Genomic DNA, 13,969 nt, shown 5'->3' with positions numbered 1-13,969 from the left:
AATATTATCCACAATAATATGCATATAGTTGAAGATGTTTCTATTTTAAAGAAAAATGCTGAAATAAACATAATAATTGCTATTGGAAAAGAAATATATCCTAAAATTTTATGAGCTAATTTCCAAGTATCTTCATCTCTTATAGTCCAAGGAAGTCTTAACCCTAAATATCTATTGAATGGTATTTTAGGTGCAGAATTCCCAAATACCATAATTAGAATAGATACCAAAGTAACTATCACCATATCATTATTTTTTAAGTTTAATAAATTTTTAGTTGATGGCATAATAGTCAATAAGTAAAACCCTATAAAAACTAACATACTAAGTCTATTCAAAAATCTCATAGTCTTAATTTTAGGATTTCCTTCTGATAGATTTGATACCTTTGATGCTTTGATGTCTAAAATTATCATTGAAATAATAGCGAGTGCTACAACAACAGTAAAACTCAAATTATTTTCTGGTGCTATTGTCCCCCAAATTATAATTAATAACGATGCTATAAAAAGCACTATCCCTGTAATATCAATCTTTTTCATATATACATTCCCCCTTTATTATTTTTGAAATATATCTAAAAAATTCCCTAAAACTTCTTGAATTACAGAAGTATTTATAGAATAAATTACAAACTGACCCTTCTTTTCAGAACTTATAAGTTCTGCATCTCTTAAAATATCCAAATGTTTGGATATAGATGGTTTTGACATATCAAAGTGATTGGATATCTCCCCTGCACTTAAATCCTGTTTATTCAAAAGTTTTAAAATTTCTCTTCTAGTTTCATCACTTAAAGCTTTAAATACTTTTCCCATAAATGTATTCCTTCCTTTATATATTTAGCTAATTAGTTAAATATCTATATATTTATTATATTCTAGTTACTTTTAAATTGCAATCTATACTACATATTATATATTCCTTTAATTGTAATTTAAAAGGGATATAACACTAAATAATGTGTAATATCCCCTTATAATTTTCCAATACTAAATTCTACTTAGATGTATAAACAAAGTTAATCATAGGACTATTCGTATATGTATTTTCTTCTCCTTCTTCCATTCTAAAGCAGTCATTTTTATCAGCTCTAATAGTTAAAACTCCATCATTAAAATCTGATTTTTTAAAATCAAAGCTCCATGGTGCACATTTATCTTCTCCGCTTAAATATAAGACAACTTCATTTCCATTCATAAATACTAACTGTGGTTTATTACTTTCAGCAATGTTTAAAAACTTATAGCCAACTGTTTTATAAATTTTTTCTCTTGGTGTTTTTGGACTAAACACATACAGTTTATTCCATTTAAAAGGAACAGTTTTGCCAAAACTTATTTCTTCACCTAATTTATCTTTATTCTCAAATAATAAAGTTCCAAATATACCGATGTTATTACACATCTCATTTAAAGCTTTTTTGCTTTTCTCAAATTGAACTATATCACTTGATTTATCAATAACTTCCCATTTATCTTCATCTTTTTCTAGCTTTAAATTTATTTTTGAAATACATTCTCCATGTTTTCCAGGTTCTGTTACTATAACATTCTCTCCGGATTTATTTTTATAATCATTTTGTTTAATTTGAACATGGTTATGCCCTGCTACAATTGCATCTATACCATCAACTTGAGTAGCTAAATCTTGTATCCTATTTCCTGGGTGTCTTGGTTTTTTAGGCTTTTCTCCAGTATGAGCAACAGCTACTATAACATCAGCTTTATCCTTTTCTTTCATGACTTTTACCCATTTTTTAGCATCTTCCACTAAGTCTGTCATATACAGTTCTCCCTTAAAGCCAGCTTGATCTTTAAGTTCCAAAGATTTATTTTCTATTAGCTTTTCTCCATCCCAGTATTTACTTTCTCCAACTTCTTTTATAGTAAGTCCAAGTATTCCTAATTTTACAGTTCCTTCTGGCGTTTCTACTTCTTTTATTACATAGGGATTTGTGTAACTTTCTCCATTTGATTTATATGTATTTGCTGATAAGACACTTACACCTTGTTTTTCAAAGCTAGTTATCAGATTATCTAACTCTTTTTTGCTTCCTATAAATTCATGATTTCCAAGAGTTACAGTGTCATATCCAATATCTTTCATTTCTTTTGCTAAAGGCACATCCCTATATTGTATATTATCCGCTATTTGATCTTGCCCTGTCTGTTCAAAGAATTTTTCCATATCCCCAGATACACCAAATTCTCTATCATAAAAATCACCAGCATCTACTAATGTTATATTTTTATCTTTCTTTTTTTCACTTGCTACATATTCACTTAATTCATTTGGAAGTACTCCATGTAAATCTGTAGTCGCTAATAAATTTACATCTGTAGTTTTAGTAGATGTACACCCCGATATTAATAACATACTTGTTATTAATAATCCTCCAAATAGTTTTTTATTCATAATGCACCCCTTATTTGTCATTTTTTACCAATATTATTAATTATTCACCATATTTTCTCAATTACCTTTTAACTTAATATTCTAACAATTCACAGTTTTTAATCCATAAGCATAAAAAAGGTGTCGTAACCCTTCGACACCTACAATTAGTTTTATAAATTAAACTTCTCTATAGATTAATTTTTTTCTAAATGCATACTTAAATTTTATAAGTAAAGCTATATAAATAATAGCTGAAGCTGTTCCTATATAAAATGAGCATCCAAAAATAATATGAATTGTTGATAGTAGAGTATAGTCTATTCCTACATTAAATCCGCCTCTTTCTCCTTTTGAGGTAAGCCCCATTGTATTTCCACCTATATTAATAAGCTCTTCTTTTTTTATATTTTTATCTGTATGTTTATATAGAACCTTTTCATTTCCAGATGTATATATTTCTAAATATCTTACATCATTAAACTCTTTAGTATTAAGTAAATCATTAAATTCTTTTTCATATGTTTTTGGATTATATAGGTCTTTTTCACTTACTATAATATCCAATTTAAGGTCTATAATATCTTGTATATAATTAATTTTATCATTTATACGCGCCCTAAATACCATCATCGCCAAACATACTATTAAAGCTACTATAGCTGTATTTTTGAATATATTTATCATTCTTTTATTTAATTTTTCATTATCCTTTTTACTTTCCTTAAGCGATTTATGCAAATCTTTTAGCATTTCAGTTCCACCATCAAATTGATTTATAGCTTCTCTTTGTGCATCTTCTTCTGAGTATCCATTATCAATAAATTCATTAGTTGATGTTATTAAATGTTCTCTTAATTCTTCTTTTAGCTCTTTTACTTCCTTACTTTTATCATTTTTATATAATGACTTTAAATATTCATCAATAATTTTCATAACTTATTTTCTCCCCTTTAAAAATTGATTCATTATGTTTTGGACAAAATCCCACTCTTGTATTTTTATATCTAAAGCGGTTCTTCCTTCATCAGTTATGTTATAATACTTTCTTCTACTGCCTGCCCCTTGTTCATTTCCCCAGTAAGATTTTATCAATCCTTTTGTTTCTAATCTTTTAAGAGAAACATACATTGTTCCATCTTTTAACTCAAATGTAGTTTTATCCCTAACAATTTTAGCTATTTCATATCCATAAGAATCTTTTTCATCTAAAATAGCTAAAATTAATGTATCTATATGACCTTTTAAAACTTCTTTATTTAATTCCATAAAATCACCTCCGTTCATTAAATACCTCACTATGCGATGTAGTTACATAAATATAGTAAATCAAAATACCTCGTAATGCAAGTGTAATTTCAAAAACAAAAAAAATAAAAGGTGTCGCACCCCCACGACACCTTCAATAAAATTTAGTTTGACTTTTTTCAAGCTAAGTTATGATATATAGTCTGACAAAACGTTAAAGCCACGCTTTTAGGCTTTAGTGCCGGAAGACTATATATCATAACTAGCATATAAAGCTAACTAAATTTAAACATTTTTAGCTCCAAAATAATTATCTAATTCTTCTTCAAAGTTTATATTTTTACTTGAACCCTTTTCACTTTTTAACTTAAATCTTTCTATAAGCGATTTTAACATTTGTGCTTGTCCACTTAATTCTTCACTAGCAGCTGCACTTTCTTCTGAAGTTGCTGAATTTGTTTGAACTACTTCAGATATTTGATCTACTCCTAGTGTAACTTGATTTATTGCATTAGCTTCATCTTCAGATGTTTTTGCTATATCATTAACTACTGCAGTTGTTCTATTTGTTGTGTTTATTATTCTCTTGAATGAATCAGCTGTGTTTTCTACTATTTCATTACCTTTGTCAACCGCTTCTATTGAATTCTCAATAAGTGTAGCTGTATTTTTTGCGGCCTCAGCTGATTTAGAAGCTAGATTTCTAACTTCATCTGCAACAACAGCAAATCCTTTACCAGCTTCGCCTGCACGAGCCGCTTCTACCGCTGCATTTAATGCTAATATATTAGTTTGGAATGCTATGTCATCTATTGTTTTTATTATTCTAGCGATCTCATTAGAAGTAAATGATATTTCTTCCATTGCTTTTATCATGTGAGTCATTTGGTCATTTCCTTCTTTAACTTGCTTACTTGAATTTAACATTAATGAATTTGCTTTTTTTGCATTATCAGCATTTTCTTTAATTTTATCTGATATTTCTGCTATAGTTGCAGATAGTTCTTCCACTGCACTTGCTTGTTCTGTAGCACCTTGTGCTAAAAGTTGTGATCCACTTGATACCTGATTTGATGCACCTTCAACTTCTTCTGATGCTAAGTTTATTTGTAACATTATTTCACTTAAATCTTTAGTTATTTTTAAAACAGAACTTTCTATTACTTTGAATACTCCTACGTACTCAGTACTAGTTTCAACATCAAAGTTTCCAGATGCAACTTCTTCTAATACGTGTGTAGTATCCATTATAATTTCTTTTGTTTTACTACTCATTTGACGCATGCTATCTGATAATGAACCTAGTTCGTCTTTTGATTCATACTCAATATCTATATCAAAGTCTCCACCTGCCATTTTGTTTGCAGCAGATTCTAATTCTTTGATTGGAGTTTGTAATTTTTTTGTTATAAATATACATATACCAAGACCTGATAATATAACAACTGCACTTATTACTATAGAAGATGTAATAGCTTTTGATGATCTTTCTTTTATTTGCTTGTCAAAATCTACACTACGAGCTTTTTCATCTTCATATACAGCTTTTGCTGCATTTATAGATGCAACATATCCATTGTAGTATCCACTTCCATCTGTTATTGCAATTTGTTGTGCTTCCTGTGCTTTTCCTTGATGTAAAAGTGAATATATATTGTTATTTTCTTTTTTAAGATTTTCTATAGATGCTTCAAGATCGCTAACTAACTTTTTATCACCTAAAGCTTTTTCTCTAAGTATTTTCATACTATTTTCAATACTTTCAAAGTCTTTTTGAGCCGATGCTTCATGCTCTTCAGGCTTGTTCCCCGCAATAGAGTTCATAACATTTTGATCTATAGATACTAAATCTCTTCTAATACTCATAGATTCATTTGTTACTTGAAAAGGACCTGTATATAAGTCGTGACTTTGATTTGCAGATTTTTTTAGGTTACTTATTAAAAATAAATTTGATAATGCTGTCAGCACTAATAAAATAACAAATGCCAACCCTAACTTTTGTCCTATTTTTAAGTTTTTTAAATTCATATATTTTCCTCCCTGTCCTCTGTTGATTATGATAGCTTTTCTTAAAAAGAAGTATAATAACTTCTAAAATATAGCTAATTTGATACCATCTACTTATATACGGTTAAAGAATGGAAAACTTTAACAAAATAAGACATCGCACATAGTGCAATGCCTTATTTTTATTTATGTCCCCTACCAGTTACTTGATTTAGTACAAACTCGTCATCAATAACTTCAATATCGAAAGCTTGCCCAAATCCTTTAACTAATCTTCCACTTTTTATATTTAATTCAAAAATATCAAAATCTAAGCTTTTTAATACCATCATTATTTGACTTCCATGAATTTTTTCAAACTCATCTAATATATATCTTTCATCATCTTGTTTAATTTCTACTTCACAAAAAAAGCTCACTCTCTGTCTTGCAAATATAGATTTACTTTCATTTTCATCTTCAATTATCATAACTGAACACTTATTATTTTCTAATAAGTTAAAATAATGATTAGCAGCTTTGCTTATATAAATGTATACTTTATTATTTTTCATTATAAAAGGTGCATAACTTACCTCTGGATTACTGTTTTTACTTAACGAACTTATCATTAAACTTTTTTGTGATTTTAATAAATTTTCCATAATGTCTATTCTCCTATGATTTTATATTTAATATTTGCTCAATAATATATAAACATCCTCTAAATCCAATAAATGGCGTGTATGGATATATATTTACTTTCTCAAGATTTGGATTGCTTACTTGTATATCTAGTTTAGAATCATGCTTCATATCTATACTAGGTCCATCCCCTAAAAGAATCATTAATTGTTTTTCTTTTAGAAATTTCATCCTTTCTAATTCACTTTTTCCAACTAGAATTTCATCATCTTCACATGTAGTTTTATATAAAATTTCTTTTCTAATTACATTTAGACCTAATTCAGTTAGCATATCATTAAAGCCTACAACAGTATCATAGTCTCCAAATACTGCACAATCTTTTATTTCATTATAGAAATAAAACTTTCTCTTTAATCCAAACATATGCTTTTTAACAAGCTGAACTTCTTCATCAAATTTTGCTTTATTTAAATCGTATCCTTCAATTTGATTTACTTCTTCTATAAAATCTATAGTGTTCTTTAGTCCGTATAGATTTTTATAAATATATGGTATATTATATTTTTCTTTCATATACTCAGCTGCTTTTAAAGCTTCTTTTCTAACAACTATATTTAGTGATGCTTTTGTTGAATTTTCAATATCTTCTATACTAGAATTAGCTGTAAAGACCGTATTTAAGTCTTTATTAAACAGTTCTCTCATTAATCGCTCAAGCTCTTTAGCCTCAGATAAGTAGTTGTATTTATCTATATTAAATCCTAATATATTATATTTATTAATATCTTTTATATTTTCTTTTACAACTTGAGACGCCAATAGCTTAAGCATATACTCAACACCGACGTTATAATCATCTTTTAAACCGCCAGTAGTTATAGGTATTAGTTTTGATTTAGTACTGTCTTTTAACATGTCACAAACGCTATTTATATCCGCTCCTATAATAGATGATATAGAAGATGCCATTACAAATATATACTTTGGAGATATGTTTTCATCAATTTCTAATATTGCTTTTTCAAGTCTATCATATTTTCCAAATGTAACATCACTTTGATCCATATGTGTAGAATATACCTTTGCTTCATCTTCACCATTTAAACTTCCTATTCCTTCTATTGCATAATGAGTAGTTCCAGCTGGCCCAAACTCTATAACACATGCATCTTTTATAGATGACAAAGTCCATATAATACCCATTCTATCGTTTGCAACTGGGAAATACTTATAAACTTCCATGCATCATACCTCCCATTTTGTTATTTTTCATCTCAAATAATTTAATTAAGTCTTTCATCATAGCTATCGGTAATTCATATCCTATTTTTTGAGCATGAGAATCCATAGTTATTTGCATAAGTCCCTTTTCTCTAAGTAGCATAGGATTTTCATGCCCTATATACAAGTCAGCTCCTATAGAATCGTACAAATGTCTTAGTGGCGCAATATTAGCTATTCTACTAACATATGGATTAAATCCTTTTTCTATTAAATTTTTCTTAAATATTTTATCTTGTTCATATAGCTCTCTTACTTGCACAAATATAGGTATAGCCCCTAAGTCACTTAAAAAGTCTACAGTCTCAAATGCCATCATTGGAGTATTTCCGTATATAAGTTTTTTACCTTTTAATATCTCGCTTAATTTTAAGAATAGTTCATCGTATTCTTTTCTTTGTTGAGTTAATTTTTTATTAAAATCTATATCTAATATTTTGCTTAACTTATGATAGTTTTCAAAAATTATATTTTTACTCATATGCTTATCAAAATAAATATAATCAATACTAAACTTTTCTTTCATATATTTTGCAAGATCTATTGCAATCATATCTGTGACAATATTTAATTTTACATTAGAAGCATTTTTTATATCTTCTATATCACATTTTGAAGGTATAACTGTATTGATTTTTATACCTTGCCTTTTTAAAATGCTCACTAATTCCGTTTTTTCAACGTCAGATTGTCTATGACCTAATATATTTACCCCTTCATTGTATTTAGGCTTATTCATAGCATTTCCTAATGATTTTAAAGCTCTAATCATTCCTGGTATATGTGAATTACATTTAAAATGCTCTGTATTTACTACAAATATAGGTATATTAATTTCATCTGATAAACTATACTCTATAGATGAATAATCTTCCCCTATAAGTTCCGGAACACATGTAGTAACTATCATTATTGCATCAGGTTCTTCTATTTCCACAATTTGCCTTATGGCTTTCTCGACTTTTACTTGAGCTCCAAACACAACATCTTTTTCTTTTAAAGCAAGTGAGTATACACTATCTTTACCCTTTTGCCTATGATATGCAAAATTTTTCGTATAATAAGTACACTCACTAGTTCCAACAACTAACACTGGCATATTTTTTATATAGCTTGCTGTAAGCATAACCCCAAATAATGGACAGTGTGTTCCTGGAAATATTGCATGAGATAAAGACTTTATATCTTTATCTTCATTTATTTCATCTAATTTATTTAAAATGTCTAAACTGTACATAACCCTCAATCTCCTAAGCTATCTTTATAGTCTGTATTGGATGGATCCTTGGTTTATTAGATATAGGATCATTGTCTATATCACATTCTATTTTATAAACCTGTTTTATAGTTTCTTTGTTTATAACCTCTTTTGGGCATCCATCTGAAACTATCTCTCCATCTTTCATAATAACTAATCTGTCACTATATTTACTTGCCTGATTTAATTCATGAAGTACCATGACAATAGTTATATTAAACTTTTCGTTGATTTCCCTTACCAGTTCCATAACTTCTAATTGGTATGATATATCTAAATATGTAGTTGGCTCATCTAGTAAAAGTATATCCGGTTTTTGACAAAGGGCCTGTGCAATATAAGCCCTTTGTCTTTCTCCTCCTGATAAAGAATTTATAGGAGTGTTTTTATATCTTTTTAATCCTGTGTTTTCTATAGCCCAATTTACAATCTCTTCATCAGATTTAGTTTTACTTTCGTACCATTTCTTATGAGGAATCCTTCCAAAGTAAACTAGTTCTTCAACCGTCAGATCTCCCGGTGCATCATTATGTTGAGATAATAAGCATACCTTTTGAGATATGTGCTTACTTTTTAAATTTTTTATACTTTCATTTTGTATATATATTCCGCCGCTCATAGGTTTTATAATTCTAGATAAGGTTTTTAATAATGTTGATTTTCCACAACCATTAGGCCCTATTATAGAAACTACTTCACCTTTATTTATGCTTAGGCTTAAATTTTCAATTATTACTTTTTCCTCATATCCAACTTTTAAATTTTTACAACTAATCATTAAAAGTTACCTCTCTTTCTTAGTAAGTATAAGAAGAACGGTCCTCCAACTATAGACATTATTACACCTACTGGTATTTCTACAGCGCCTCCAATAGTTCTACCTAATGTGTCTGCAACTAATAAAACTATACTTCCTAAAATCATACTAAATGGGATGGTAAACTTATGATCACTTCCCATTATCATCCTTGCTATATGAGGAACTATAAGACCTACAAAGCTTATAATTCCAACTACTGCTGTAGACGTAGCTGCTAAAAATACAGCTACTCCTGATATCAACAGTCTAGTTAAGTTAACATTAAACCCTAAGTTAGTAGCTGCATCATCCCCTAATTGAAGTACATTTGCACTTCTTATAAGAAATAATGATACAACTAATCCTACTATTGAATATATAAATAGCATTTCAACATCTGCCCAAGTTTTAGTAGCTAAACTACCATTTAACCAAAGCATAGCGCTTTGTATTCTATCACTATACATAGTTGATAAATATGAAATTACACCTCCTAATATAGTGTTTATAGCAACACCAGCTAGAACTATCCTTCCTGGCTTTAATCCATTTTTATAAGCCATTAAAAATACTAATATGCAAGCTATTGCTCCACCTATAAATGCAGCAATAGGAAGTATTCCCGTATATTGAGGTAGAAGTAATAGGATAAAAATAGCTGCTACACTTGCTCCACTTGAAACTCCTGTTATTCCAGGGTCTGCTAGCGGGTTTTTCATAACTGATTGTAAAAGAACTCCACTTACAGCTAAGTTAGCTCCAACTAATGCTGCTAATATATTTCTCGGTAATCTCATTTTATAAACTATTGTAGTCACCATTTTATTATCATTGTTAATTAATGCATTTATGATCTCTGTAAAGCTTAAGTTAACACTTCCAACAGTGGTTAATAGTATTAGTAGTATAAGTAGTAATACTAGTGATAGACCTATTGTTAAATATTTTTTATTAATTTTCATAATTAATTACCGTAAAAAATTTCTCCAAGAGTCTTTATAGCTTCTTTTACTTGTAAGTTTGCTGATACATTAAATATACTTGGGTCTAAATCTATTACTTTATTGTTCTTAACTGCATCTAATTCCTTATATGCTGAGTTTTTATCAAAAGCTTGATCAAATGCCTTTTTAGTTTGTTCTAACTCTCCATGAGCAAATCTTAGTATATAGTCTGGATTTTGCTCAAGTATTTGCTCTAAACTAAATTGTATATATGGTGATTTCACATTAGTATCTAAATTGTTAGTTATATTTTTAGCTCCTACTGTTTTAGTTAAATCCCCTAGGTAAGATGTATCTGTTGCAAGCATGAAGTTTTCTCCTCCACCAAATAAAATTGCTACTGTTGGAGCCTCTCCTTTTTTATTAGCCTTAGCTTCTTTTTCTACATCTTTTAATTCATTTATAAGTTTTGTAGCTTCTTTTTCTTCGCCTATTTTAGCTCCTAGTTTTTCTATACTAGATAAAAAGCTTGTGTATGTACTTGTATCAAAGAAAAATGTGTTTAAATCATATGCCTTCATACTTTCTTCAACTTTTTCCTTAAACATATTATCCATAACAAATAAATCTGGCTCTAAAGATGCTATAATTTCTAAATCAGGGCTCATAGCTTGCCCTACTTGTGGTAGGTCTTTATATTTTTGTGGTAACTCCATCTTTGTTGTAGGAACGCCTATAACTTCTGCATCTAATTTATCTAATACTTGAGTTGCTGATACAGTAGCACTTACTACGCTCACTTTTTCTTTCTCTTCTTCTTTTGATTGCCCTGTACTTGAAGCTTGGCAACCCGTTAAAAATAATGCTGATACCATAAAAACTGACGCTAATTTTCTAAATTTCATAATATTTTCCTCCGTATGTATTTTTAAATTTTTTATCCTATTACTTTTTTAGCTAAATCCAAATAAACATTAGCCATGTCGCAATTTTTATCTTTTTCTATAACTGTTTTTCCATCGTTTTCTGATATTTGTACCATTCTTTCTCTAGGTATATAATGGAAAACTTCACTATTTATTTCATTTGCTAAAGTTTCAACTAAATCTATTTCATCCTCAACATTTTTAGCATTTAATATCAACCCCTTAAGGGATGCATATCCCCTATTTTTAAATTGATTTACAGCAGTTGAAATATTACTTGCTGCATACATAGACATCATTTCTCCAGAAGTTACTATATATACTTCTTCTGCGTATCCATTTCGGATAGGCATTGAAAATCCTCCACATACAACATCTCCCAAAACATCATATATAACTATGTCTGGATTATATTTTTCAAATGCATTAAGTTCTTCTAACTTTTCAAATGCAGCTATTATACCCCTTCCTGCACATCCAACACCAGGAGTTGGCCCTCCTGCCTCTACACAAAGTACTCCGTTGTAGCCTTCAAATACTATATCTTCTAACTCAACTCCATCACCTTTAGTATTCATTACATCTAAAACCGTTGGAATAAATTTACCTTTCATTAAATTTTTAGTAGAATCCGCTTTAGGATCACACCCTATTTGCATAACTTTATATCCTAAACTAGATAAAGCTGCTGATAAATTTGAAGTAGTGGTAGATTTTCCTATTCCACCCTTCCCATATATAGCTATTTTCCTCATTGACATTCTCCTTAACTTATTTCATAATAGTAATATGTTATTTTTATTTGATATCAATTATCATTTACAATTACATTATATTATCTATAAGATTTTATTTCTTTAACTATATTTTTAAAATTTATAAATATATTTGCATTCAAGGGAGGTTAATCAATGAAAAGTTTAGAAGATTTATTAAGTGATTTTTATGATTTATTAGAAATTCCAATTCAGTTTTTAGATAAAAATTTAAAACTCATAAGTAGTAAGGGGTATTCAGATAAGCTATTTAGACTATGTGATGATTTAGGGATACTAAATAATATAGATAGGAATTCTTCATCTACTGTTAAAATTAATTCTAGTGAGAATATACATTTTATAATAATACCTAAGTTCAATCTTATTAATCAAAAAGGATATTTTGTAGTTGGTCCTTTTAAATCAGAAAGTATGTGTAAGGAACATGACATTCCATTTAAACCATTGTCATGTTCAGATTATTTCTCGTCTGTTCTAGAAACTATAATAAAAAATAAATACCATAAAAAACATAAGTTTAGTGTATATGTAAAGGAAGGCATAGATTATATTCATAGGAATTATTATAACGATATAAATCTCGGTACAGTTTGTGATCATCTAAATATAAATAAAAGTTACTTCTGCTCTATTTTTAAAAAGGAAACAGGTTATACATTCTCTAATTTTTTAAATAAATTAAGAGTTGAAAAAAGTAAAGAATTTTTACTAGAAAATGATGAATCAATTTTAGATATAGCCTTATCTGTGGGTTATAATAACCACACATACTACTCTTCAGTATTTAAAAAGTATAATGGAATGAGTCCTCAAGAATATAGACACACTACGCTACAATAAAAAAGGGTATCGAATTTATCGATACCCTTTCATAACACATAGAAATAGCGAATGGACTATATATAACATGACTAAACGTTAAAGCTGCGCATTTTAAGCTTTAGTGCAGAAATGTTATATATAGTCATGAGCTATACTAGCTAACTATATATTTGCTTGTTCTCTTAAAGTTTCAGCTTTATCAGTTCTTTCCCATGGTAAATCTAAATCAGTTCTACCAAAGTGTCCATAAGCTGCAACATTTTTATACATAGGCTTTCTTAAGTCTAAGTCTCTTATTATTGCTCCTGGTCTTAAGTCAAAGTTCTTGTTAACTAATTCAACAAGTACTTCTTCACTAACTTTTCCAGTTCCAAATGTATCTATAAATACAGATAATGGTCTAGCAACACCTATAGCGTAGGCTAACTCTATTTCACATTTGTCTGCAAGTCCTGCTGCTACTATATTTTTTGCAACGTATCTTGCAGCATATGCAGCTGATCTATCAACTTTTGTAGGATCTTTTCCTGAGAAAGCTCCTCCTCCATGTCTTGAATATCCACCGTAAGTATCTATTATTATTTTTCTTCCAGTAAGACCTGTATCTCCTTGAGGTCCTCCTATAACAAATCTTCCTGTTGGATTTATATATATTTTAGTTTCTTCGTCTAAAAGTACTTCTGGTATAACAACTTTTATAACTTTTTCTATTAAATCTCTTCTTATAGTTTCGTTACCTATGTCTTCACTATGTTGAGTAGATATTAATACTGTATGAACTCTAACTGCTTTATTTCCATCGTATTCAACAGTAACTTGAGTTTTTCCATCTGGTCTTAAGTATTCTAATTCTCCACTTTTTCTAACTTCTGTTAATC

General features: G+C 29.0%; 15 protein-coding genes. 1 reads left to right on the top strand and 14 read right to left on the bottom strand.

Translation table 11 applies throughout. The features are described from left to right. The 13 genes from RWY47_RS03915 to RWY47_RS03855 all read right to left on the bottom strand — a co-directional run. Positions 1-542: SdpI family protein (locus RWY47_RS03915; RefSeq protein ID WP_316030247.1), on the bottom strand; the 542-nt coding region annotated here is incomplete at its 3' end. A gap of 18 nt (positions 543-560) precedes the next feature. Continuing rightward, positions 561-818, bottom strand: coding sequence for an autorepressor SdpR family transcription factor (locus RWY47_RS03910; RefSeq protein ID WP_021430750.1), 258 nt, complete (start codon positions 816-818; stop codon positions 561-563). A 181-nt stretch (positions 819-999) separates the two neighbouring features. After that, positions 1,000-2,418, bottom strand: a complete 1,419-nt coding sequence (locus RWY47_RS03905; RefSeq protein WP_224170361.1) for a metallophosphoesterase — start codon at positions 2,416-2,418, stop codon at positions 1,000-1,002. A gap of 159 nt (positions 2,419-2,577) precedes the next feature. Next, a complete protein-coding gene (locus RWY47_RS03900) occupies positions 2,578-3,333 on the bottom strand; it encodes a permease prefix domain 1-containing protein (protein ID WP_150842282.1) in 756 nt (251 codons plus the stop codon). Between the two features lie 3 nt (positions 3,334-3,336). Next, a complete protein-coding gene (locus tag RWY47_RS03895) occupies positions 3,337-3,666 on the bottom strand; it encodes a PadR family transcriptional regulator (protein WP_021430747.1) in 330 nt (109 codons plus the stop codon). Positions 3,667-3,930: 264 nt separating this feature from the next. Continuing rightward, on the bottom strand, positions 3,931-5,676 hold the full coding sequence (locus tag RWY47_RS03890; RefSeq protein ID WP_150842281.1) for a methyl-accepting chemotaxis protein: 1,746 nt from the start codon (positions 5,674-5,676) through the stop codon (positions 3,931-3,933). 161 nt (positions 5,677-5,837) lie between these two features. Continuing rightward, a complete protein-coding gene (locus RWY47_RS03885) occupies positions 5,838-6,299 on the bottom strand; it encodes a HugZ family pyridoxamine 5'-phosphate oxidase (RefSeq protein ID WP_150842280.1) in 462 nt (153 codons plus the stop codon). A gap of 13 nt (positions 6,300-6,312) precedes the next feature. Next, positions 6,313-7,524 (bottom strand): nitrogenase component 1, encoded by a 1,212-nt coding sequence (locus RWY47_RS03880; RefSeq protein ID WP_150842279.1) that lies wholly within the window; start codon positions 7,522-7,524, stop codon positions 6,313-6,315. After that, the gene (locus tag RWY47_RS03875; protein WP_150842278.1) at positions 7,511-8,800 is read right to left on the bottom strand and encodes a nitrogenase component 1; all 1,290 of its coding nucleotides are present in this window, start codon (positions 8,798-8,800) and stop codon (positions 7,511-7,513) included. The genes RWY47_RS03880 and RWY47_RS03875 overlap by 14 nt, the downstream gene beginning before the upstream one ends. 13 nt (positions 8,801-8,813) lie before the next feature. Next, positions 8,814-9,599, bottom strand: coding sequence for an ABC transporter ATP-binding protein (locus tag RWY47_RS03870; protein ID WP_025161485.1), 786 nt, complete (start codon positions 9,597-9,599; stop codon positions 8,814-8,816). Beyond that, the gene (locus tag RWY47_RS03865) at positions 9,599-10,582 is read right to left on the bottom strand and encodes a FecCD family ABC transporter permease (protein ID WP_142730350.1); all 984 of its coding nucleotides are present in this window, start codon (positions 10,580-10,582) and stop codon (positions 9,599-9,601) included. The genes RWY47_RS03870 and RWY47_RS03865 overlap by 1 nt, the downstream gene beginning before the upstream one ends. 2 nt (positions 10,583-10,584) lie before the next feature. After that, a complete protein-coding gene (locus tag RWY47_RS03860) occupies positions 10,585-11,469 on the bottom strand; it encodes an ABC transporter substrate-binding protein (RefSeq protein ID WP_150842277.1) in 885 nt (294 codons plus the stop codon). A gap of 32 nt (positions 11,470-11,501) precedes the next feature. After that, positions 11,502-12,245 (bottom strand): nucleotide-binding protein, encoded by a 744-nt coding sequence (locus RWY47_RS03855; RefSeq protein ID WP_150842276.1) that lies wholly within the window; start codon positions 12,243-12,245, stop codon positions 11,502-11,504. A 156-nt stretch (positions 12,246-12,401) separates the two neighbouring features. On the opposite strand from RWY47_RS03855, the gene RWY47_RS03850 reads away from it, so the two are divergent. Next, positions 12,402-13,109 (top strand): helix-turn-helix transcriptional regulator, encoded by a 708-nt coding sequence (locus RWY47_RS03850; protein WP_025161481.1) that lies wholly within the window; start codon positions 12,402-12,404, stop codon positions 13,107-13,109. 144 nt (positions 13,110-13,253) lie between these two features. On the opposite strand, the gene metK is transcribed toward RWY47_RS03850, so the two are convergent. Continuing rightward, a partial coding sequence (gene metK / locus RWY47_RS03845) for a methionine adenosyltransferase (protein WP_316030246.1) occupies positions 13,254-13,969 on the bottom strand: 716 nt, incomplete at its 5' end.

This window comes from Paraclostridium sp. MRS3W1 (genome assembly GCF_032465715.1).
In the GTDB taxonomy this organism is placed as follows: domain Bacteria; phylum Bacillota; class Clostridia; order Peptostreptococcales; family Peptostreptococcaceae; genus Paraclostridium; species Paraclostridium dentum.
The sequence above is the reverse complement of the archived record's forward strand: the minus strand, read 5'-3'. Positions and strand labels throughout refer to the sequence as shown.

Bases quoted from the DNA above. Each gene is read 5' to 3' on its own strand.
- RWY47_RS03900 (WP_150842282.1), bottom strand. From the start codon at position 3,333: ATGAAAATTATTGATGAATATTTAAAGTCATTATATAAAAATGATAAA.
- RWY47_RS03860 (WP_150842277.1), bottom strand. From the start codon at position 11,469: ATGAAATTTAGAAAATTAGCGTCAGTTTTTATGGTATCAGCATTATTT.
- RWY47_RS03865 (WP_142730350.1), bottom strand. From the start codon at position 10,582: ATGAAAATTAATAAAAAATATTTAACAATAGGTCTATCACTAGTATTA.
- RWY47_RS03880 (WP_150842279.1), bottom strand. From the start codon at position 7,524: ATGGAAGTTTATAAGTATTTCCCAGTTGCAAACGATAGAATGGGTATT.
- RWY47_RS03905 (WP_224170361.1), bottom strand. From the start codon at position 2,418: ATGAATAAAAAACTATTTGGAGGATTATTAATAACAAGTATGTTATTA.
- RWY47_RS03895 (WP_021430747.1), bottom strand. From the start codon at position 3,666: ATGGAATTAAATAAAGAAGTTTTAAAAGGTCATATAGATACATTAATT.
- RWY47_RS03885 (WP_150842280.1), bottom strand. From the start codon at position 6,299: ATGGAAAATTTATTAAAATCACAAAAAAGTTTAATGATAAGTTCGTTA.
- RWY47_RS03850 (WP_025161481.1), top strand. From the start codon at position 12,402: ATGAAAAGTTTAGAAGATTTATTAAGTGATTTTTATGATTTATTAGAA.
- RWY47_RS03875 (WP_150842278.1), bottom strand. From the start codon at position 8,800: ATGTACAGTTTAGACATTTTAAATAAATTAGATGAAATAAATGAAGAT.
- RWY47_RS03910 (WP_021430750.1), bottom strand. From the start codon at position 818: ATGGGAAAAGTATTTAAAGCTTTAAGTGATGAAACTAGAAGAGAAATT.
- RWY47_RS03870 (WP_025161485.1), bottom strand. From the start codon at position 9,599: ATGATTAGTTGTAAAAATTTAAAAGTTGGATATGAGGAAAAAGTAATA.
- RWY47_RS03855 (WP_150842276.1), bottom strand. From the start codon at position 12,245: ATGAGGAAAATAGCTATATATGGGAAGGGTGGAATAGGAAAATCTACC.
- RWY47_RS03890 (WP_150842281.1), bottom strand. From the start codon at position 5,676: ATGAATTTAAAAAACTTAAAAATAGGACAAAAGTTAGGGTTGGCATTT.